Annotated in this window: 10 protein-coding genes; 5 read left to right on the top strand and 5 right to left on the bottom strand. The window is 74.1% G+C overall.

Annotation, left to right across the window (positions count from 1 at the left end; all coding sequences use genetic code 11):
* Positions 1–13: 13 nt before the first annotated feature.
* From WMF44_RS26310 to WMF44_RS26300, 3 genes are all read right to left on the bottom strand, one after another.
* Entirely contained in the window at positions 14–1,606 is a 1,593-nt protein-coding gene (locus tag WMF44_RS26310) for a serine/threonine-protein kinase (RefSeq protein ID WP_437292788.1), read from the bottom strand.
* Positions 1,590–2,207 carry an ECF-type sigma factor gene (locus WMF44_RS26305; protein WP_012237522.1) on the bottom strand — a complete coding sequence of 206 codons (618 nt, stop codon included), beginning with the start codon at positions 2,205–2,207 and terminating at the stop codon, positions 1,590–1,592. Before WMF44_RS26305 ends, WMF44_RS26310 begins: the two co-directional genes overlap by 17 nt.
* 163 nt (positions 2,208–2,370) lie before the next feature.
* A complete protein-coding gene (locus WMF44_RS26300; RefSeq protein ID WP_437292787.1) occupies positions 2,371–2,910 on the bottom strand; it encodes a MarR family winged helix-turn-helix transcriptional regulator in 540 nt (179 codons plus the stop codon).
* A 412-nt stretch (positions 2,911–3,322) separates the two neighbouring features.
* On the opposite strand from WMF44_RS26300, the gene WMF44_RS26295 reads away from it, so the two are divergent.
* From WMF44_RS26295 to WMF44_RS26275, 5 genes are all read left to right on the top strand, one after another.
* Positions 3,323–10,015, top strand: coding sequence for an SDR family NAD(P)-dependent oxidoreductase (locus WMF44_RS26295; protein ID WP_437292786.1), 6,693 nt, complete (start codon positions 3,323–3,325; stop codon positions 10,013–10,015).
* Positions 10,012–10,746, top strand: coding sequence for a 4'-phosphopantetheinyl transferase superfamily protein (locus WMF44_RS26290; RefSeq protein ID WP_437292785.1), 735 nt, complete (start codon positions 10,012–10,014; stop codon positions 10,744–10,746). The genes WMF44_RS26295 and WMF44_RS26290 overlap by 4 nt, the downstream gene beginning before the upstream one ends.
* Positions 10,747–10,776: 30 nt before the next feature.
* The gene (locus tag WMF44_RS26285; protein ID WP_437292784.1) at positions 10,777–12,414 is read left to right on the top strand and encodes an SDR family oxidoreductase; all 1,638 of its coding nucleotides are present in this window, start codon (positions 10,777–10,779) and stop codon (positions 12,412–12,414) included.
* 94 nt (positions 12,415–12,508) lie between these two features.
* Positions 12,509–13,975 carry a cytochrome P450 gene (locus WMF44_RS26280; protein WP_437292783.1) on the top strand — a complete coding sequence of 489 codons (1,467 nt, stop codon included), beginning with the start codon at positions 12,509–12,511 and terminating at the stop codon, positions 13,973–13,975.
* A gap of 350 nt (positions 13,976–14,325) precedes the next feature.
* On the top strand, positions 14,326–16,410 hold the full coding sequence (locus tag WMF44_RS26275) for a TonB-dependent receptor (RefSeq protein ID WP_437292782.1): 2,085 nt from the start codon (positions 14,326–14,328) through the stop codon (positions 16,408–16,410).
* A 139-nt stretch (positions 16,411–16,549) separates the two neighbouring features.
* Here the strand turns inward: WMF44_RS26275 and WMF44_RS26270 are convergent, their stop codons facing one another.
* Both WMF44_RS26270 and leuA read right to left on the bottom strand, forming a co-directional pair.
* On the bottom strand, positions 16,550–18,121 hold the full coding sequence (locus tag WMF44_RS26270; RefSeq protein ID WP_437292781.1) for a glycoside hydrolase family 43 protein: 1,572 nt from the start codon (positions 18,119–18,121) through the stop codon (positions 16,550–16,552).
* A gap of 386 nt (positions 18,122–18,507) precedes the next feature.
* Positions 18,508–20,199, bottom strand: a complete 1,692-nt coding sequence (gene leuA / locus WMF44_RS26265; RefSeq protein WP_437292780.1) for a 2-isopropylmalate synthase — start codon at positions 20,197–20,199, stop codon at positions 18,508–18,510.
* Positions 20,200–20,401: the final 202 nt, after the last annotated feature.

The following is a 20,401-nucleotide window of genomic DNA, read 5'->3' as shown; positions in this document are numbered from 1 at the left end:
AGGCGACAGCGCGCTACTCGAGGTGCCACACCACGATGGCGATCGTCAGCGAGCCCAGCACGCCCGTGACGTAGATCGCGGCGGCGTGCTCCGGGAAGACCGCGGCGGCCGCCGCGCACGCCGCGCAGAGCGCGGCCGCTAGCCAGCTCGCCCTCGGCAGGCTCGGCGCGGCGGTCGCGTGGACGGCCGCGAAGAGGAGCAGGTTCGTCGCGAGCGCGCGCTCCACGGGCTCGTCCGTGATCACGGCGAGCGCCCGATGAAGGAGCATCGCGACGAGCAGCACCTTCACCACGTGGCCGATCCGCCGGTTCACCGCGCTCTTCGAGAGCGGGCGGCGGAAGACCCGGAGCAGCGTGAGCCCCGCGAGCGCCGTGACGCAGCCCATGGCGAAGAGGTCCACGGGGCGGACCACCGGGACGACGCGGCCGATACCCACCGTCGCCATCACCACGCCGAGGGCGCCGATCAGGAGGCCGAAGCGGATGCGCTCGCGCCTGGAGACGGTGAGATCGAACTCGGAGCTCCTCGCCAGCTCGTCGGCGAGGACGCCCAGCAGATCGTCGAGCCTCGGCCACCGCTCCTCCGGCCGCGCGCGGAGCCCGCGCGCGAGCGCGCCGCGGACCCGCGCGGGCACCTTCGAGCCGGCCGGCGCGGGCCTCAGGAGATCGCGCCGCGCCCCGTCGAGCCGCGCTCGGACGTCCTCGCCCTCGAACGGCGGCTCCCCGTAGAGCGCCTCGTAGAGCGTCGCGCAGAAGCTCCACTGATCGCTCCTCGCCGTCGCCGGCCTCCGCTCGGCCTGCTCGGGCGCCATGTACGCCGGCGTCCCCATGAACGCGCTCCCGGCCGTGAGCGGCGCGCGGAGCGCGTCCTCCCCGGGGATCTCGGCGCCGAGGCCCCCGCTGGAGAGGGGCCGGTCCTCCTCGACGTGGAGGCGCGCGAGCCCGAAATCGGCGATGCGCGCCCGGCCGTCCTTGCCGATCAGGATGTTGTCCGGCTTGACGTCGCGGTGGACGAGCCCCTCCTGGTGCGCCGCCGCGAGGCCGCGGCCCGCCTGGATCCCCGCGGCGAGCGCGGCCTCCCAGGCGCGGGGCTGCTCGCCGCGCAGGTCGCCGAGCGTCCGGCCGTCGACGAACTCCATCGCCACGAACACGCCCCGCTCGTGCTCGCCGATCTCGTAGATGGGGACGACGTTCGGGTGCGAGAGCCTGGCCATCACCTGCGCCTCGCGCACGAGGCGGGCCCGGTCGTCGGGATCGACCCTCCCCGGCGCGATGAGCTTGAGGGCGACGCGGCGGTCGAGCTCCGCGTCGTAGGCCGCGTAGACGACGCCCATCCCGCCCTGTCCGGCCTTGGCGAGCACCGTGAACCGCCCGATGCGCGCGCCGGGGCTCAGCGGTTCGTCGCGGCCGGGGAGGGCGACGGCGGCGCCTTTCAAGAAGCCGTCCGGCTGGGCGCCGTCGCTCCGGAGCAGGCTCCACACCTCCCGGAGGAGCTCCGGGCGGCCCGCGCACCGCGCCTCGAGGAACGCCCGGCGGTGCTCGTGGCGCTCATCGAGCGCCGCCTCGAAGAGCGCCTCTACCTCGCTCGGATCAAGGGGCGGGCTCATCTCCGCCGTGGAGCGCGCGGTAGAGCCACGCCTTGGCGAAGCGCCAGTCGCGCTCGACCGTGCGCGTCGTCACGCCCGAGAGCTCGGCGATCTCGTCCTCGGTCAGGCCCGCGAAGTAGCGCAGCATCACGATCTCGGCCTTGCGCGGGTGCTCCTGGCTCATCTTGCGCAGGGCCTCGTCGAGGGCGAGGAGGTCCTCGACGGGGAGATCGAGCGCGAGGGGCAGCTCGTGGAGGTCCTCCTCGGGGGCGCGCACCTGATCGCCGCCCCGCTTCCGGGCGGCCTTGTGGCGCGCGTAATCGACGAGGAGATCGCGCATGGCCTGGGAGGCGGCGCCGAAGAAATGGGCGCGGCTCTGGAAGCGGGCCTCGCCGTCCCGGAAGAGCTTCTCGTACGCCTCGTGGACGAGCGCGGTGGGGCCGAGGGTCTGCCCGGCGCGGAGGTGGCGGACGCGGGCCAGGGCGATCGTCTTGAGCTCGGCATAGACGGCGCGGAGCAGGGCGTCCGCGGCGTCCCTCTGGCCCTCCTGGGCGGCGTGCAGGAGGCCCGTGATGGCCTCGCCGGCGCTCGGTCCGGGGGCGCGTCGGTCGCTCGCGTTCATGGGGGCGCCTCGATCAGGCCGGAGCGTACACCAAGTGGCCGCGCCGACGAGCCCGACCGCGCGCTCCACGCCACGGCGGGCCGCGCGCCGCTCCGCCGCCCGATCGGCCGAGACGAGGCACGCCCGCCCCGCGGCCGGGCGCGGCCCCGCGGTGGCGGCGATCTCACGTCGCCTTGCGCTTGCCCGACCGTGCCTTCCGCTGCGTCGGCGCCCTCCGCTGCGTCCGCTCGGGGGCCGCCGCCTTCTCGGGCCGCGTGGCCAGGGCCACGACGCAGCCGAGCTCCTCGCGGAGCGCGTCGGCCCTGCTCTCGCCGAGCTGCTCGCGGACGTGCTTCTGCGTCCGCTCCCACAGCGGGAACGCCGCCTCGATCGCGCGCTCTCCCTGGCGCGTCAGGGAGATGATGCGGACGCGCGCGTCGCCGGGCGCCCGCGCCACGCGGAGCAGGCCCGCCTTCTCGAGCGGCACGAGGTTCCTCGTGAGCGTCGTGCGATCCATGACGAGCCCGTCCGCGAGCGCGCTGAGCTGCACGCCCTCGTCGCCGCAGGTCGCGACCGCGGCGAGCATCGTGAGCTGCGTCGACTGGAGCCCAGCCGCGCGCAGGCTGTCGTCGTAGAGCCGCGTCAGCGCGCGCGACGCGCGGCGGACACGCACGAGGGCGCACTGGCTCGCGATGATCTGGGCTGCGCGGGCAAAATCGGTCACCAGTGTATCTACACTATTTCGACCAGGTCCGTCAAATCGCGGCCAGGATCCCTGCTTGACATACGTTCAGGTGTGGCTACACCTATCTCGTCCTCGACGACGTGGATCCGCCTCGTCTGCTCGACCGCCTGCTCGGCGTCGGCGGTCCGGGCGGCCCCGGCGCGCGCTGGCCGATCCCTCGATCGATCGGTCATCCGTCGCCAGGGCCATGGCGGCGCCGAGGCGAGCACCGCGGCATCACCCGCGCGGCCGGGGGCCATGGGCCCGCGGCGCGCTCCGAGCATTTACGTGTAGGTACACTTATTCGAGCGGCCCGAGCGGCGCAGCGGTGAAAAGCGCACGAAACATCGGCTGGCACGCGGTGCCAGGCGTGCGTCGACGCGTGCGCGGGCGGGTCGCGTGGAGAGGATCTATGGGCGAGTTCTTCGTCGTTCCGTACTGCGTGAAGTTCGAGGACAGCATGGCCTATGGCAGCCATCACTACCTCACGAACTTCCGCTTCCAGTGCATCGCGCGCGAGACGCTCTACTTCGCCGAGGCCGCGGACGGCACGCTCCCGCACGAGGAGGATCGCGCCGCGATCCGGCTGCTCACCACCGAGGGGTACAGCCGGAACCTCGCGCCGGTGCGCGTGGGCGAGCGCGTCGCGATCTTCATGAGCCTCGGCGCCGTGACGCGCTCGAGCGCGTACGGCTACTTCCGCACGGTCCGCTTCGACGGCGAGCCCGTGGCGTGCGGCTACCAGCGCATCGTCGCCGTCTCCTCGGGGAGCGACGAGCTCGCGCCGCTGCCCAGGTCGGTGACGGCGCACGTCGGGGCCCTCGACGAGCGCGTGCCGCACCAGCGCTTCGTCGAGCTCTGCCTGCGCGGCGGCTCCGCGCTGCGCGAGCTCTTCCCCGAGCGCCTGCTCCGGCACGCCGCCGAGGTCGCGCGCGGGCCGCTCCACGAGGCGCGCCCGCACAGGGCGCGGTGGGGCGCGGAGACCGCGGCGGGCGGGGAGGCCGCGCAGGGGCGCTCCGGGGAGGCCGCGCGGGAGAGCGGCGGCGTCGCCGGCAAGATCGCGCTGCTCCTGCCGGGCCAGGGCTCGTTCGACCTCCGGCTCCTGCGAGCGCTCCACGCGCGCTTTGACGCCGCGCGCGAGGCCGTCGCCGCGGCCGAGCCCGCGGCGCGCGAGCTGCTCGGCGCCTCGCTCGCGGCGCTCGTGACCGCCGGCGAGGCGGAGGCGCGGGCCGCCCTGGAGGCGTGCGTCGATCTCGATCAGCTCGGGATCCTCGTCCAGGACCACGTCGCCGTCGCGCTGCTCCGGTCCGCCGGGCTCGAGCCGGACGTCGTGGCGGGGCACAGCCTCGGGGAGATCGCCGCGCTGGCCGCGGGCGGCGCGTTTCCCCTCGCGACGGCCGCCGAGGTCGTCTGCCGCCGGGTGCTCGCCCTCCGCGGCGCGCCGCCCGGCCGCATGCTCGCCGCCCACACCGGCGCGGAGCGCCTGCGCGACGAGGTGCATGCGCTCGGCCGGGACGACGTGTTCGTCGCGGTGGTGAACGCGGCCGATCAGGCGGTCGCGTCGGGCACGGCGGACGGCATCGCGGCGCTCGAGCGGCGGCTCACCGGCGCCGGCGTTCGCGCGACGGTGCTCGCGAGCCGCTACGCCTTCCACTCGCCGCTGCTCGCGCCGGCGGTCGGTCCGTTCGCGAGCGCCCTCGCGCGCGCCGGCGCGGCGCGGCCCGCGCTGGCCACGTACTCGCCGATCGATCGCGTCCACTACGGCGACGGACCGCTCGCGCCCGCGCGCCTGCTGCCGATGCACCTCGTGACGCCGCTCGACTTCGAGGCGGCCGTGCGCGACCTCCACGCGGCGGGGGTCCGCACCTTCGTCGAGTGCGGCGGCGGCGGCGCCCTGACCGCGCTCGCGCGGCGGAGCGCGCCGCCCGGGCCCGATCTGCGCGTGATCTCGACCTTCCGCGCCGGAGAGGACGTCGTGGCCGAGCACCGGCGCGTGATCGACGCGCTGCGCGCCGCGGGGCGCCCGCTCACGGCGGTCGCGCCGCTCCCGGAGGCGGAGCCGGACGGCCGCCGCCCGCGCGAGGCAGCGAGCCCCGCCGCCGCCGCGAGCCCGCGCGACGACGCCGCCTCCGCTGCGGGGGCGGCGCCGATCGCGATCGTGGGCATGGGCGCGGTGCTGCCGGGGGCCGGCGGCGTCGACGCCTACCTCGCGCAGCTGCTCGCGGGCACGTGCGGGATCGCCGACACCGGCGAGCGACACCCGGAGCTCGCGACCGACTTCCTGAACCGCGGCCGCGCCGCCGACAAGACCTACAGCCTGCTGGTCGGCACGGTCGACGCCCTCGGCCCGTACGCCGAGCAGACCGGCTACGACGCGGCCACGCTCGAGCGGCTGCCCAAGACGGCCCGCATGCTGGCGTGCGCGCTCGCCGAGGCCCGATCACACGCGGCCGCGCTCCGCGGCGGCGCGCCCCTGCGGATCGTGTGCCTCCTCGGGTCCACGGCCGACGGCTCGATCGAGCACGACGAGGCCACGCTGCTGCTCGGCGTCGAGCGCGCGCTCGACGGCGCCGCCGCGGACGAGGCGGCCCGCGCCGCCGTGATGGACGCGCTGGCGGCCGAGCTCGGGCTCGACGCCGGCCGGCGCGCGGCGTGCCGCGGCCACCTCGAGCCGCTCGCGCGCGTCGTGCGCGACGTGGTGGGGGAGGGCGCGCGCACCGTCCTCGTCGACGCGGCCTGCGCGTCGTCGATGCACGCGGTGCACCTGGGCGCCGCGATGCTCCGCCGCGGCCTCGCCGACGTCGTGATCGCCGGCGGCGCCTACCAGCCCGGCCCGACGAACGCGTGCCAGTTCTCGCAGTTCGGCGGGCTCTCGGCGACCGGCAGCCGCCCCTTCGACGCGTCCGCCGACGGCGTCGTGTTCGGCGAGGGCGCCGCGGTCGTCGTGCTCGAGCGGCTCGACGACGCCCGATCGCGGGGCGATCGCGTCGACGCCGTGCTCCTGGGCAGCGGCCTGTCGAGCGACGGCCCGAGCCCGTCGGTCACGGTGCCGCAGCGCCGCGGGCAGGCCCTGGCGATGCGGCGCGCCCACGCGCGGGCCGGCGTCGAGGCGCGGAGCGTCCAGTACGTCGAGGCGCACGCCACGGCGACGCCCGTCGGCGACGCCACCGAGTTCCAGGCGCTCGCCGAGGTGTTCGCGAGCGACGCCGGCGACGCGGGCGCCCCGCGCATCGCCCTGGGCAGCGTCAAGTCGCTGCTGGGCCACACGGGCTGGACCGCGGGCGTCGCGTCGCTCATCAAGGTCGTGCTCGCGATCCGCGAGCGCACGCTCTTCCCGCAGCACGGGTTCCAGGCGCCGAGCGCGCGCATCGATCTGGCGCGCTCGCCGTTCGCCATCCCGACGGCGGCCGCCCCCTGGAGCGCCGAGGGCGGAGCCCCGCTGCGCGCCGCGCTCGACAGCTTCGGCTTCGGCGGCACCAACGCGCACCTCGTCGTCGAGGAGCACCGCCCCGAGCGCCACCCCGCGCGCCCGCGCCCGCGCGACGGCGCCCGCGCCCTGTGCGTCGTCGGGCTCGGGTCCGTGTTCCCAGCCACAGGAGGCGCGACCGCGGGCGCCCCGTCGGACGTGCTCGCGTTCGACGAGGGCGCGCTCCGGCTGCCGGCCCGCGCGCCGGTCCTCCCGGACGCCCTCGAGGCGATGGACCCGACGCAGCTGCTCGCGGCGATGGCCGCGGAGGAGGCGCTCGCGGCGCTGCCCGCGCGCGAGCTCTGCGAGCGCATCGGCGTCGTCGTCGGCCACGAGGGCAAGACGCGCCGCGGCGCGCGCGCCAACGAGCGCATCTTCGCCGACCGCGTGGCGCGGGCGCTCCGGGCGCGCGGCGTCGGCCCCGCGCTGGCCTCCGCGACGGCCGACGCGCTCCGCGCGGGATCGCCCGCGACGGGGCCGTACACGCAGCCGGGCAACATGCCCAACGTCATCTCCGGGCGCGTCGCCAACGTCTTCGGCCTGCGCGGGCCGAACTTCGTCGTCGACACCTCGGCGACCTCGCTGCTCGACGCGCTCGCTGCCGCCGATCTCGTGCTCGACGAGGACTGCGACGTCGCGCTCGCGGGGGCCGTCAACGCCTTCAGCGACGACGTCGCGCGGGGCGCGTCCGCTACCTGTGACCCGCGGCCGGTCGGCGAGGCGGCGCTGCTCGTCGCGCTGTGCACCGAGGACACCGCCGCGCGCCACGCCTGGCCGGTGCTCGCTCGCCTGCGCCTCGTCGGCGGCGCGGCGGAGGGCGCCGCCGGCGCGGCGGGGCGCGGCCCCTCGGCCCGCGATCTCGCGGTCGGCGGATCGCGCGCGCGGCTGCGCGGGGCCGAGGGCGCCGTCGAGCTCCACGCGGCGATCCGCGGCGCGCGCGCGCACGGCGCCGCGCTGGTGCGCTGGCCGTCCGATCCCCGCGCCGTCCAGGTCACGCCTCCCGAGGCCGCGGCGGTCGCGCCGGCGCGAGCGGCCTCGGGCTTCGCGACGGGCACGCCGATCCACGGCTTCGTCCCCGAGATCGCCCCCGCGCCGGCGACGGGGCCGGCGGCGCGCGTCCCGTCCCGCGTCCTCTACGTCTGCACCGACGCGGCGCTCGCCATGGAGGTGCGGCGCGCCGCCCGCTCCGGCGAGGAGCGCGCGCGCGTCCTCGCGCTCGCCGTCGAGGAGGCGTCCGGCACGGCGGAGCCCGGGATCCCGCGCGACCTCGCGGCGCCTGGGGCCGAGGCGTCCGGCGGCGCGCCCTCGCTCGACGCCCGCGACGAGGCGCGGCTCGGCGCGTCGTTCGCGGCCCTGGCCCCCGATGACGTCGACGCGGTCGTCGTGCTCACCCGCGCCACGGACGCGCTCGCGTTCGTCGACGGCGCGCCGGGCTCGTACAGGCCGGCGCTGCGCGCGCTGTTCGGCGCTGCGCGCCGCTATTACGGCGCCATCGCGCGCGGCGAGGTGGCCTTCGCCGCCGTCGTCGCCTCCGCCGTGGACCTCCACGGGCGGCTCGCGCCGGTGAGCGGCGCCGTCGGCGGCTTCGTGAAGTCCCTGGCGCGCGAGCTCCCGGGCGGCGACGTGCGCGTCGTCCACACCGACGCGCGCGACGTCGCGGCCGCGCTCGGCGCGCTCTCCGAGGAGTGGCGGCGCGCCCGGCCCGCCGTTCCCGAGGAGGTGGTCGATCTCGGCGGCGCGCGGCACGCCGTGCAGCTCGCCCACGCCTCCGCGAGGCCGCGCGCGCGCGCCGTACCGCAGCTCGGCGCCGACTCGGTCGTGCTCGTGACGGGCGGCGCGCGCGGCATCACGGCGGAGCTCGTCGAGGGCCTGCTCGACCGCTTCGGCTGCCGCGCCGTGCTCCTCGGCCGCTCGCGGCTGGAGGACGCTCCGGCCCGCGCGCTCGCGATGACCGACGCGGCGTTCGACGCGTACGAGCGGGACTTCTATGCAGAGGCCCTGCGCGAGAGCCCGGGCCTGCGGATGGGCGTCCTGCGCGAGCGCTACGCGCGCCTCCGCGCGGCGCGCGAGGCGCACCGGGTCCTCGCCCAGCTGCGCGCCGGGGGCGCCGGTGGTCGCGTCGTCGACTACCACGCCGTCGACGTGACGCGCGGCGAGGACGTCGACCGCGCCGTCGCGGCGGTCGCGGCGGCGTACGGCCGGGTCGATCTGGTCGTGCACGGCGCCGGCATCCAGGTGTCGAGCCGGCTCACGTCGAAGCCGCTCGAGCTGTTCGAGCGGATCGTCGACACGAAGCTCGCCGGCCTCGCCCACCTCCGCCGCGCCCTCGCGCGCCACCTGCCCGACGCGCGCCCGCACGTCCACCTCGTCACCTCGGCGTTCAGCGTGCTCGGCAACGACGGGCAGCCGGACTACGGCGCCGCGAACGAGGCGATGAACCGCGCGGCCGCGTACTTCGCCGCCGAGGCGGGCGCGGGCCCGTGGTCGAGCATCGCGTGGCTCGGCTGGAACGGCGTCGGCATGACCGCCGGCTCCGAGTACAGCGCGCTCGGCGCGGCGCGCGGGCTCCGGGGCGTCGAGCCGGAGGAGGGGAGGCGGATCTTCCTCGACCTCGTCGCCGAGCCGCCCGCCGGCGCGGCGCATGTCCTGCTCGGCGACGGCGAGATCGAGCGCTTCGCCCCGCGCCTCGTCGCGGCGGATGCGGCGGTCGCGGCGGACGCGTCGGGGAGCGCGCCCGCGAGCGCGTGGACGCTCGATCCGCGCGTCGATCCGTGGCTCTCCGACCACCGCGCGCGCTCGAGCGCCGTCGCTGCCGGGGCCTTCCTCGTCGACCTGGCCGTCCGGCACGCGCTCGCGACCTCCGGCGGCGGCGCGCTCGTCCGCGAGGTCCGCGACGTGCGCTTCCTCGAGTTCCTGCGCCTCGCCGACGACGCGCCGCGCGACGTGCGCGCGGTGACGACCCGCCGCGAGCGCCTCGCCGGCGGCCGCGTCGCGTGCGCCGTCGAGGTGCGCGGCGACTTCGTGCACCGGTCGGGCGTGACCCTCCGCGCCGGCGTTGTCTTCGCGACCTGCGTGGTCGAGCTCGCCCCGATCCACGTCGGGCGCGATGGCCTCGCTTCGCGGCACGCCGGGCGGATCGACGGGCCCCTGGTCCGCGACCCCTACGCGAGCCCTGGCTCGCCGGTCCGGCACGCGGGCTGGTTCGATCACCTCGGCACCTTCGTGCTCGGCGCCGCGCTCAAGGAGGCCCGGTTCCGCCTCACGACCGACGGCGCCCTCGCAGGGCAGCGCGGGGCCGCCACGCCGTTCCTCCTGCTCGACGCGCTCCTGTCGCTGGGCACCCTGCGCCGCGACGAGGCGGGCGCGTTCCCGGTGTGCGCCGCGGGCGGCGTCGACCGGATCCGCTTCGGGACGGCGGCCAACGACCTCGCGCTCCGCGACGCGGGCGTCCCCGTCCGGCTCGTCGCCACGGCCCCGACCGCGGCGGGCGACCGCGTCCTCGGCGCGTGGGCGCAGGCGCTCGACCCCTCGGGCGGCGTGCTCCTGGAGGTCGAGGGGCTCGAGGGCCGCGTCGTGGGGCGCGTGGCCGCGGACGTCCGCCCGGCGGCGCAGGCGACGCTGACGCTGGGGGCGCCGTGACGCCGCCGCTCGCCATCGCGGTCGCGCGGGCGGACGCCGAGGCCGCGGCGCGCCTCGAGCCCTACCTGACGGCCGGCGAGCGCCGCGCGTGCGCCGCGCAGCGCGTCGCGGCCCGGCGGGCGCAGTCCGCGTGCGCGCGCGTCGCGGCGAAGTGGCTGCGCCTCGAGCTCGCCGCCGGCCGCGGCGCGCCGCTTGTCGCGCTGGACGCGGCCTCGCTCGAGGCGCACCCGCGCGCCGCCTACCTCGCCTGCGCGGTGACGGGGCCGTGCGGCCGTCGCCCGCGCTTCGAGGACGGCGCGTTCGCGCTGTCGCTCTCGCACGCGGGCGAGCTCGCGGCGGCCGCGGTCACCACGGCGCGCGCGGTCGGCGTCGACGTCGAGCGGGTCGAGGCGCGCGCGGCGAGCTTCGCCGACGAGCACTTCACCCCGCGCGAGCGCGAGGGCCTCGCGCGGGGCGCCGCGGCGGGCGCCCCGCGCGCCGCCCTCGAGACGTTGCTCTGGAGCGCCAAGGAGGCGCTCTACAAGACGGGGGCGCTCGCGCTGCCGGCGCGGTTCTCGTTCCGGGACATCGACGTCGCGTTCCCGCCGGGGGGCGCGCGCCTCGCGCAGCCCTCGATCCGCTCCTTCGCGCTGGGCGCGCGGGGCGGGCAGTTCTTCGGCCGGGCCGTGCTGACCGGTGCGTTCGCGCTCGTCGCGGCCGTCCCGCTCCCGCCGGCCGCCGCTCTCGGATGAATGGCACTCACCAAACACGAGGTTTCGACGATGCAATCTCATGATCTCCTCGACCACGTTCGCTCCGTCTTCGTGCGCATGACGCGTTACCCCGACGAGGTCGTCGTCGCCGACGCCGATCTGGAGCAGGACCTCGGCATCGACTCCGTGAAGCGCGGCGAGATCCTCGCGACGCTGCGCGCCGATTTCGGTCTCCCGAACGCCCTCAAGGCGGCGCCCGACGAGCTGCGCACGGTGGCCCGCGTCAGCGAGCTCCTGTCGCGAACGATCGCGGCCAGCGCGGAGGCCGGAGAGCACGCCAAGGGGCACGTGGAGACCGGAAGCCACGCCAATGGCCATGTCGAGGCCGGAGCGCACGCCAAGGGGCACGTGGAGACCGGAAGTCACGCCAATGGCCATGTCGAGGCCGGAGCGCACGCCAATGGCCACGTGGAAGCTGAAGGGCGCGCCAATGGCCATGTTGGGGCGGCGAAGCACGCCAATGGTCATGTGGAAGCCGGAGGGCATGCCAATGGCCACGTGGAGGCCGGAAGGCACGCCAATGGCCACGTGGAGGCCGGAAGGCACGCCAATGGCCACGTGGAGGCCGGAAGGCACGCCAATGGCCACGCGGGCGAGGCGCTCCATGTCGTGGTCCAGGCGCTCGCGGACGCGACCCGCCACCCGGTCGATCTGCTCGTCCCCGACGCGCGCCTCGAGGAGGACCTCGGGGTCGACCGCCGCCGGCGCGACGAGCTCCGCGCGCTCCTCTGGCAGCGCGGCGCCCAGCCGGGCGCGCTCGAGGTGGCGCTCGACGAGGCCCGCACGGTCGGCGATCTCGCGCGCCTCGTCGAATCCGCGCCGCCCGCGCAGGTCACCGCGGCGCGCGCGCCCGCGGCCTCCGCGGCGCAGCGGGCGCTCCCTGCCCCCGGGGTGGCGCTCGCGGGCAAGACGGTCCTCGTGACCGGATCGAGCCGCGGGCTGGGCCGCGCCATCGCCGCGAAGCTCGGGCGCGCCGGCGCGCGGGTCGTCGTCAACAGCTTCCACTCGCGGGACGACGGCGAGGCGGTCGCCGACGAGATCCGCGGGGCCGGCGGCGACGCGGTGCACGTCTGGGGCTCGGTCGCCAACCCCGCGCACATCGACAGGCTCTTCGACGCGATCGCGCGCGACGTCGGCGAGCTGGACCACTTCGTCAGCAACGCGTCGAACGGCCGCTTCGGCCCCCTCGAGCAGACGACCCCGGAGCACTGGGAGCTGGCCTTCCGCACGAACGTCATCGGCTACCACCTGTGCGCCATGCGCGCGGCGCGCCTGATGGAGCGCCACGGCGGCGGGCGGATCGTCGCGCTCTCGTCGAACGGCTCGTCGAGGTACCTCGAGCACTTCGGCGCCATGGGCGCCGTGAAGGCCGCGGTGGAGTCGCTCACGCGCGCGCTCGCCGTCGAGCTCGCCCCGCGCAACGTGCAGGTCAACTGCGTCTCCGCCGGGCCGATCTATGGCCATGTGACGAGCAACTACCCGGATCACGAGCGGATCCTCCCGTACTGGGAGTCGCGCACGCCGGGCGGCCGGCTCTGCACCGAGGACGACGTCGCCGAGGCCGTCCTGCTGCTGCTCTCGGACGGGGCGCGGAGGATCAACGGCGCGACGCTCACCGTCGACGGCGGAGGCTCGCTGTGCATCTGACCGCGCCGATGCGCGGCGCCGGGGTGCGCTCGGCGCGGGTCCGCGCGGAACAGCTCACGTCAGCTTCCTTGAAGCTCGCGAAGAAGGAGGAATCATGAGTGCCACGCTCGATCGGCAGCCCCCGGGCCCCGGCCCGCTCGCCAGCCTGCGGTACCTGGCGAATTTCAGGACCGGTGACATGCGTCATTACGAGGACCTCTTCGCGCGTTACGGCGACGTCGTGCGCCTGCGGGCGCCCGGGGCCGAGGACTTCGTCATGGCGTTTCACCCGAACGACATCGCGCACGTGCTTCGCGCGAACGTCCGGAACTACCCCAAGGGGAAGCGCTACCACGAGCTCGCGCCCGTGCTGGGCTGGGGCCTCGTGAACAGCGAGGGTGAGCTCTGGCGGCGCCAGCGCAGGCACGTGCAGCCCCAGTTCAACCACGCCAACACGCTCACGTTCGTCCCCCTCATCGTCGAGCACATGGAGGCGGCGCTCCGGCGCTGGGACGCCCAGCCGGGCGAGTTCGAGCGGGACATCAACGACGACATGATGGACGTGACGTTCGGCATCGCGGGCGAGGCGTTCTTCGGCGCCGCGCTGGAGGCCCACACGGACACCGTCCGCGAGGCGTTCAAATATGCGCTCTCGATCGCGCTCAAGCGGATGTACTCGCTGGTCAACCCGCCCCTGTCCTGGCCGCTGCCCAGCCACCTGCGCTTCCGCCGGGCCATGGACCGCGTGCACACCGTGATCGACGGCATCATCGACGGCTACCAGCGCGGCGCGGGCGGCGAGGACAACGTGCTCGTCCGCCTCATGAACTCCGTCGACCCCGAGACCGGCGCGAAGATGGACCGCGCGCAGCTGCGGGACGAGATCAAGACCATCCTGATGGTCGGGCACGAGACATCGAGCGTCACCGCCTCGTGGGCGCTGTACCAGGTCGCGCAGCACCCCGAGGTGTGCGCTCGCCTCACCGACGAGATCGATCGCGTCCTCGGCGGCCGGTCTCCGACGGCCAGGGACATCGAGTCGATGCCTTACCTCACCATGGTCTTCAACGAGTGCCTCCGGCTCCTGCCCTCCGTGCCGTTCATCCTCCGCAGCCCGCTGGAGGACGACGTCCTCGGCGGCTACAAGGTCGCCGCGGGGTCGACGGTGGCCATCGTCCCGTGGGTCACGCACCGGCACCCGGAGTTCTGGAGCGATCCGCTGGAGTTCAAGCCCGAGCGCTTCGCGAACCACCGTCGGAGCGCGGACGACAAGCTCGCCTTCATCCCCTTCGGCGCCGGCCAGCGGATCTGCCTGGGGGAGTTCATGGGGCAGCTCGAGGGCAAGATCATGGTCGCGATGGCGCTGCAGCGTTATCGGCTCCGGCTGGTCCCCGGCTTCGACCCGCGTTGCCGCGGGTTCATCTCGCTGCAGCCGGTGAACGGGATGCGCATGATCCTGAAGCGGCGGGAGCCGTCGAGCGCCGTACGCGCGGCGCCGGCGGGGCGGGAGGAGCCCGTGGTGACGGAGCCCGTGGCGGCCGCCATGAGAGCCCACGGCTGCCCGTACAGCGCCCGCGCCTGAGGGCCTGGGCCCGGTGCACCTGGCCGGCGGCGCGACCGCCCGGCCTCTCCTCTCTGGTGGAGCCCCCGCCATCATTTTTCTCTCGGTCCATGTCAGGCCCCGGGGAGCCGCGGCGAAGTAGCAGGCAGGCAGGCGGACGGCTCGGGACGAACCCCTGAGCGCTAGATCATGACGCGCGCTTCCCACGCTTCCCACGCTTCCCACCCAAGTTCCGGCCTCGTTGTCTGTATCATCGCCTCATGAGGCACCGCCGGGGACGGGGCTCGAGGGGATGGTCATCACGGCGGCTCGGGCCGACAGGACCGCTGGCCGTCGCCGTCCCGCTCCTCTGTGGCTCGCTGTGGCCGTCGGTGGCCCGCGCCGACAGCTACGAGCGGTGCGTCCGCGAGGCGGCGACCCAGGCCGAGATCGACGCCTGTGCCCCCAAGGACGAGCCCCTCGAGGTGAGGGTGCGGGCGAAGCCGCCGGCCCGGAGCGCCTCCGACGTCGAGGCGGACGCGCAGGTCCTCGCCGCGGCGCCGCACGGCTCGGGCGCCGACGTGCTGCGGGTCCTCCCGGGCGTCTTCATGAGCGATCGCGGCCTGCCCGGTCGCGCGCCGCGCCTGTCGCTGCGCGGCTTCGACGGCACCTCGGGTCAAGACGTCGAGATCTTCGCCGGCAACATCCCGATGAACCAGGTCTCGCACATCCGTGCTCCCGGATATGCCGACATGCGCCTCATCATGCCGGAGGTGGTCCGCTCCGTCCGGATCGCCAGCGGCCCGCACGATCCGAGGCAAGGCGATTTCGGCGTCGCCGGCTCGCTCCGCATGGATCTCGGCCTGGAGGCGCCGGGCTTCTGGTTGAAGGGGGGAGTCGGCTCGTTCGGGACGAGGCGTGTCCTCATCGCGTTTGCGCCCGAGCACGACGAGATGATGGACACGTTCGCGGCCTTCGAGACCGACGCCACGGACGGGCCGGGCGGCGTGCGCGGCGGCGAGCGCAGCTCCTTCGTCGGGCAGCTCGGCGGGGGCGAAAACCGGGTCCAGTTCCGCGCGACGGTGGCCATCGGCTCGGCGCGCTTCGACTTTCCCGGCTACCTGCCGCAGGGCCCCGTGGAGCGGGGCGCCGACCCCTACGCGGCGCAGCGGCCGCTCGGCCGCGATCGGACGTCGCAGGCGCTCGTCGGCTCCGATGTCCTCTGGAGCCTAGGCGAGGGCACGATGGGCATCGGCGGCTTCGCGGGCAAGACCAAGACGACGTTTCACCAGAACCTCACCGGGTACGCGCTCGACCAGCTCGCCGGCGAGCCGATCGTCCGGAGCGACGACAGCGAGATGGTGAACGACGCCGCGACCTTCGGCCTCACGGTGCTTTACCGCCATGGCGTCGAGATCACCTCGAAGCGCGATTCCATCGAGATGGGCGCCTACGCGCGCGTGGACACGGTCGACCAGACCGACACGCGCCTGTTCGAGGATGGCACGAGGAACGCCGCGCTCGTCGACGCGACGATCGACGCCACGAACGTGGCCGCGTATGCCGATCTCTCTCTCTACCCGATCAAGCGCGTGGTCGTCCGTGGCGGCGCGCGCCTCGACTCGCTCTCGTACGGCGTGCGGGATCGCACGAGCAACGCCGGGCTCGAGCGCACCGCGCAGGGCTTCGTCGTCTCGAGCAAGGCCATGGCCGACATCGCGGTCCGCGGCGGCGTACACCTCGTGGCGAGCTACGGCGAGGGGTTCCGTTCCCCGCAGGCGCGCGACCTCGACGAGGGCGAGCGCGTGCCGTTCACCAAGGTGCGCAGCGTCGAGGCGGGCGTCCGGCTCAAGGAGGGCAAGACCTTCCAGGGCTCGGCCGTGGGGTTCGGCTCGTGGCTCGGCAACGACCGTGTGTTCGACGCGGCGTCCCGGCAGCACGTCGAGGCGCCGCCGTCGGTGCGCGCCGGCGCGCAGGTCGTGATGAGCGCGCGCTCCGGCCCGTTCGGCGCGCACCTGAGCGGGACGTACACCCACGCTCGCTTCACCGGCTCCGACGCGCGCTTCGCGGAGGGCGACCCGGTGCCCAATGCGCCGGCGTTCGTCCTGCGCGACGACGTGTTCGCCTCGGGGGTCGTCGGCCGGCTCTCCGGCAAGGAGGTGACGGTCCGCGTGGGCGCCGGCGTCGAGGGCATGGCGGGTCGCTCCCTCCCGGGCGGGCGGGACGGCAAGGACGCTGTCAGCCTCGATGCCGTCGCAGCGGTCGGCTGGCGCGGCATGGAGCTCGCCCTGAACGGCACGAACCTCCTGGGCCTGCAGTATTACGACGCGCAGTACGTCTACGCCTCGAGCTTCGTGAAGGACAGCGCGCCCCCGCTGCCGTCGCCGCACGTGCTCGTCGCGGCGCCGACCGCGTGGATGCTGACGCTCCAGATCCACCTCCGTGGCAAGGAGCGCGAGCCGAGGCCAGGCCTATAGCAGCCCCTTTCAGCGGAGAAATTGAACAGGGAGGCGGGGAGTCAGGGAGTATTTGAAAAATTCCCTCCCCGTCTCCTCGCCTCCCTGTGAATTTCCGAAAAACTGAAGGGGATCCCTTAGGCTGTCCCCTGTGTGGACGTCACCCGATCTCGCGGTAGTCGAACCAGTCGAAGTCCGCGTGCAGGCGCGTGCCGGCCAGGTCCTGGCACGCCATCCCGACGAAATTGCCCGTGAACCCGCAGGGCACCGCGTGCTCGTCCGACAGGATCGACGCGTCGTGCTCCCACCCCACCGCGTGGTAGGTGACGCCATCCCGCGAGTAGAAGAACGATATCCGCTCGTCCTTGATCTCGAGCCGCAGGAAGATGTTCTCCACCCCGTCCAGCACGTACTCCTTCTCGACCGGGAACGTCAGGTTCCCGCGCTCGCACTTCATGAGCGAGAGGGCCTTCTCGGCGTGGTCCGCCCGTGAGACGTAGAGATAGTAGAACGAGTCCGTGCTGTAGAACGCGACGAGGCCCGCCATCTGCTGGAAGTGCTGAGGGGCGAACTGCATGCACGTCGTCGCTTGCACGTGTTTGGCCTGCTGGCGCCGCGCGACGAGGCTCTGCTCGAAGTTCGAGGTGATGCTCTCGCGCCCGATCAGGCGCAGGTACCCGGGTCGGGCGGCGAGGCTGCTCACGTCCGCCGGCCGCACGCGCGGCGACTGCCACTCGATGTCCAGCGCGGGCTTGTCGAAGTCGTCGCGCTCGGGTGTCTTCGGCCATTCGTGGCGAGCCAGGTTCGGCCCCTCGTAGACGTCCAGCGGAACCTGCCCGCCCGAGGTCAGCCGCGGCCACCCCTCGACCCAGGTGATCCCCTGGAGCGCCGTCTCGCGTCCCAGCGTCGACCGGCCATTCTTCAGCGGGCGGCGGCACAGGTGCGCGAACACCCACGAGCCGTCCTTGTTCTCCACGAAGCTGCCGTGACCGGCGCTCTGGAGCTGCAGCTCGGGGTGGGACGCGCTGGAGATGAGCGGATTGTTGGGCATGACCTCGTAAGGGCCGTGAATCGAGCGAGAGCGGGCCACCGTCGCGGCGTGCGTGATGAACGTGCCACCCTCCGCGGTGAGCAGGTAGTAGTAGCCATCTCGCTTGTAGAGGTGCGGCCCCTCCACGAGCCCGAGCGCCGTGCCCCGGAAGATGTTCTCCACCGGACCGACGAGCTTCTTCTCCTTCGGGCTGTACTCCTGGAGCAAGATCCCACCGAACGGGTTGTTGCCCGGCCGGTGATCCCACACCATGTTCACGAGCCACTTGCGGCCGTCGTCGTCGTGGAACAGCGAAGGATCGAACCCCGAGCTGTTCAGGTAGATGGGCTCCGACCACGGACCGGTGATGGAAGGCGCGGTGACCAGGTAGTTGTGGACGTCCTTGAACGCCCCCGCCCAGCGGCGCGAATTCGTGTAGATGAGGTGAAACAAGCCGTCCGCGTAGGTCAGGCACGGCGCCCAGATCCCGCCGGAGTTGGGGTTGCCGCGCATGTCCAGCTGCGAGTACCGCTCCAGCGGCCGCGCGACCACCCGCCAGTTGGCGAGGTCTTTCGAGTGGGAGATCTGGACGCCCGGGAACCACTCGAACGTCGAGGTCGCGATGTAATAATCGTCCCCCACGCGAACGATCGACGGATCGGGGTTGAACCCTCTCAGTGCCGGATTTTCCACCTTGCTCATTCACTCACCTTGATTGTCTCGTTGTGTTCCAGCGCAGCCAGTCCTGCTTCCAGAGCTCGACGGATACGCCCGGCACCGCAGGCGCTCCCTGCCCAGGTCCCACCGCTCGCGCGCTGGAGGAGGCACCGCAGGTGCGTGTCCACAGGCGGCTCGCGACGCGGCGCGAGCTCGGGATGCGGCGTGGGGGAGAAGGCATCATAAGGGAACGTGGCGTCTGCAACGTCGCCCCTGCTGGTTCCCGCGTCTGCCGTCTGTGGCCGCGCTGCCGGACCCGCCGGAGGAGCTCCGCCGTCGGCGCGCGAGGGTAGCACCGCGCGCGCGCGCGTCCAGGCGCTTCGTCTCGCCGCGCGGGCGCCTCCGGCGGGCTCTGGCGACCGCGCGCCCGCTCACTCCGCTGCCGCCGCGAGCTGCGCCGCATCCGCCGGCCGCGCGCGGTTCCACGCGGACGCCACGGCGGCGAGCGACGCCATGTCGGCGTCCCCGTGCGTCCCCGCGCCGAAGCTGCGCTTGCGCCCGACCGAGAGGGCCACATACGCCGCCGTCTCGTCGCCGGCGCTCCTCGGGAGCGCGTGCGCCGCGTGCTCGTCCACCGCGATCGCGATCCCCGCGTGGCGCGAGAGCGCGCTCGCGAGCGCCTCGGCGGGGCTGTCGCCGGCGGCGCTCAGCACGTGGGCGGCGCCCCGGAGCTGCACATGGAACTCGTGTCGTTCGTCCGCGCCCTGGCCGACGCGCCTGTGCCGGGTGACGCGGAGCGGCCCTGCGCGGTTCACGTACTCCCGCTCGAAGATCGCCAGGATCTCGGCCTTCTGCACCTCGCCCTCGGTCCGCTCCGCCCTGCGCTGCACGGCCTGGCTCACCTCGACGGCGAGCCCCCTCGGCAGCGCGTAGCCGTGGTCGTGCTCGAGCACGTAGGCCACGCCGCCCTTGCCCGACTGGCTGTTCACGCGGATCACCGCCTCGTAGCTGCGGCCGACGTCCTGCGGATCGATGGGCAGGTACGGCACCTCCCAGAGCGGGCTCCCGCCCTCGCGCAGCGCCTTGAACCCCTTCTTGATCGCGTCCTGGTGCGACCCGGAGAAGGCCGTGTACACGAGCTCGCCGACGTACGGGTGGCGCGGGTGGACCGGCAGGCGGTTGCAGTGCTCGACCGTCTCCTTGATCGCCTGGACGTCATGGATCTCGAGCTCGGGATCCACGCCCTGGGACATCAGGTTGAGCGCCAGCGTCACGACGTCGACGTTGCCCGTGCGCTCGCCGTTCCCGAACAGCGTGCCCTCGACGCGGTCGGCGCCCGCCATCACGGCGAGCTCCGCCGCGGCCACGGCGGTGCCTCGGTCGTTGTGCGGGTGCACGCTCAGCACGATGCAGTCGCGCTGCTTCAGGTTCCTGTGCATCCACTCGATCTGATCCGCGTACACGTTGGGCGTCGACATCTCGACGGTGGCGGGCAGGTTCAGGATGATCTTCCGTGATGGCGTGGGCTCCCAGACGTCCATCACGGCCTCGCAGATCTCCTTCGCGAAATCGAGCTCGGTGCCCGTGAAGCTCTCGGGGGAGTACTCCAGCGCGACCTCGGTCCCGGGCGACCGCGCCGCGAGCTCCTTCACGAGCCGGGCCCCGCGCACGGCGATCTCGGCGATGCCCGCGCGGTCCAGGCCGAACACCACGCGCCGCTGGAGCGTGGAGGTGGAGTTGTAGAGGTGGACGATGGCGCGGCGCGCCCCGCGGATGGCCTCGAAGGTGCGCTCGATCAGCTCGGCGCGCGCCTGGGTGAGCACCTGGATCGTCACGTCGTCCGGGATGAGCCCCTGGTCGATGATCCAGCGCACGAAGTCGAAGTCGGGCTGCGACGCGCTGGGGAAGCCCACCTCGATCTCCTTGAACCCCATGCGCACGAGCTCGTGCCACATGCGGAGCTTCCGCTCGAGGCCCATGGGCTCGACCAGGGCCTGGTTGCCGTCGCGCAGATCCACGCTGCACCAGCGCGGCGCCCGCTCGATCACGCGGCTGGGCCAGCGGCGATCGGGCAGGTGGATGGGCTGAAAGGGCTTGTACTTGTGGACAGGCATCGTGGACATGACGGGACTCCCTGAAAGCTAGCGATGGGAGTCGTCACGACACGACGACGAGACGGACGACCCCACCTGGACCAAGAGAACCGAGGGGGCCGTACTGCGAGGAGCGACGTCGATCAGCAGCGCGCGCAAAGGCCCCCGGGCCGTAGGCCTGGGCAGGGGCGTAGGGAGCGCGCGCGAGGGACGGACATCGATGTGCAGCCTA

Origin of the sequence: Sorangium sp. So ce426, from assembly GCF_051475585.1 — a bacterium.
In the GTDB taxonomy this organism is placed as follows: Bacteria; Myxococcota_A; Polyangia; order Polyangiales; family Polyangiaceae; genus Sorangium; species Sorangium cellulosum_B.
This window is presented reverse-complemented; position numbering and strand designations above follow the sequence as displayed.

What these genes read in the sequence shown, in the direction of transcription:
- WMF44_RS26310 (WP_437292788.1), bottom strand. Translation starts at nt 1,606, where the DNA reads ATGAGCCCGCCCCTTGATCCGAGCGAGGTAGAGGCGCTCTTCGAGGCG.
- WMF44_RS26270 (WP_437292781.1), bottom strand. Translation starts at nt 18,121, where the DNA reads ATGAGCAAGGTGGAAAATCCGGCACTGAGAGGGTTCAACCCCGATCCG.
- WMF44_RS26305 (WP_012237522.1), bottom strand. Translation starts at nt 2,207, where the DNA reads ATGAACGCGAGCGACCGACGCGCCCCCGGACCGAGCGCCGGCGAGGCC.
- WMF44_RS26295 (WP_437292786.1), top strand. Translation starts at nt 3,323, where the DNA reads ATGGGCGAGTTCTTCGTCGTTCCGTACTGCGTGAAGTTCGAGGACAGC.
- leuA (WP_437292780.1), bottom strand. Translation starts at nt 20,199, where the DNA reads ATGTCCACGATGCCTGTCCACAAGTACAAGCCCTTTCAGCCCATCCAC.
- WMF44_RS26285 (WP_437292784.1), top strand. Translation starts at nt 10,777, where the DNA reads ATGCAATCTCATGATCTCCTCGACCACGTTCGCTCCGTCTTCGTGCGC.
- WMF44_RS26280 (WP_437292783.1), top strand. Translation starts at nt 12,509, where the DNA reads ATGAGTGCCACGCTCGATCGGCAGCCCCCGGGCCCCGGCCCGCTCGCC.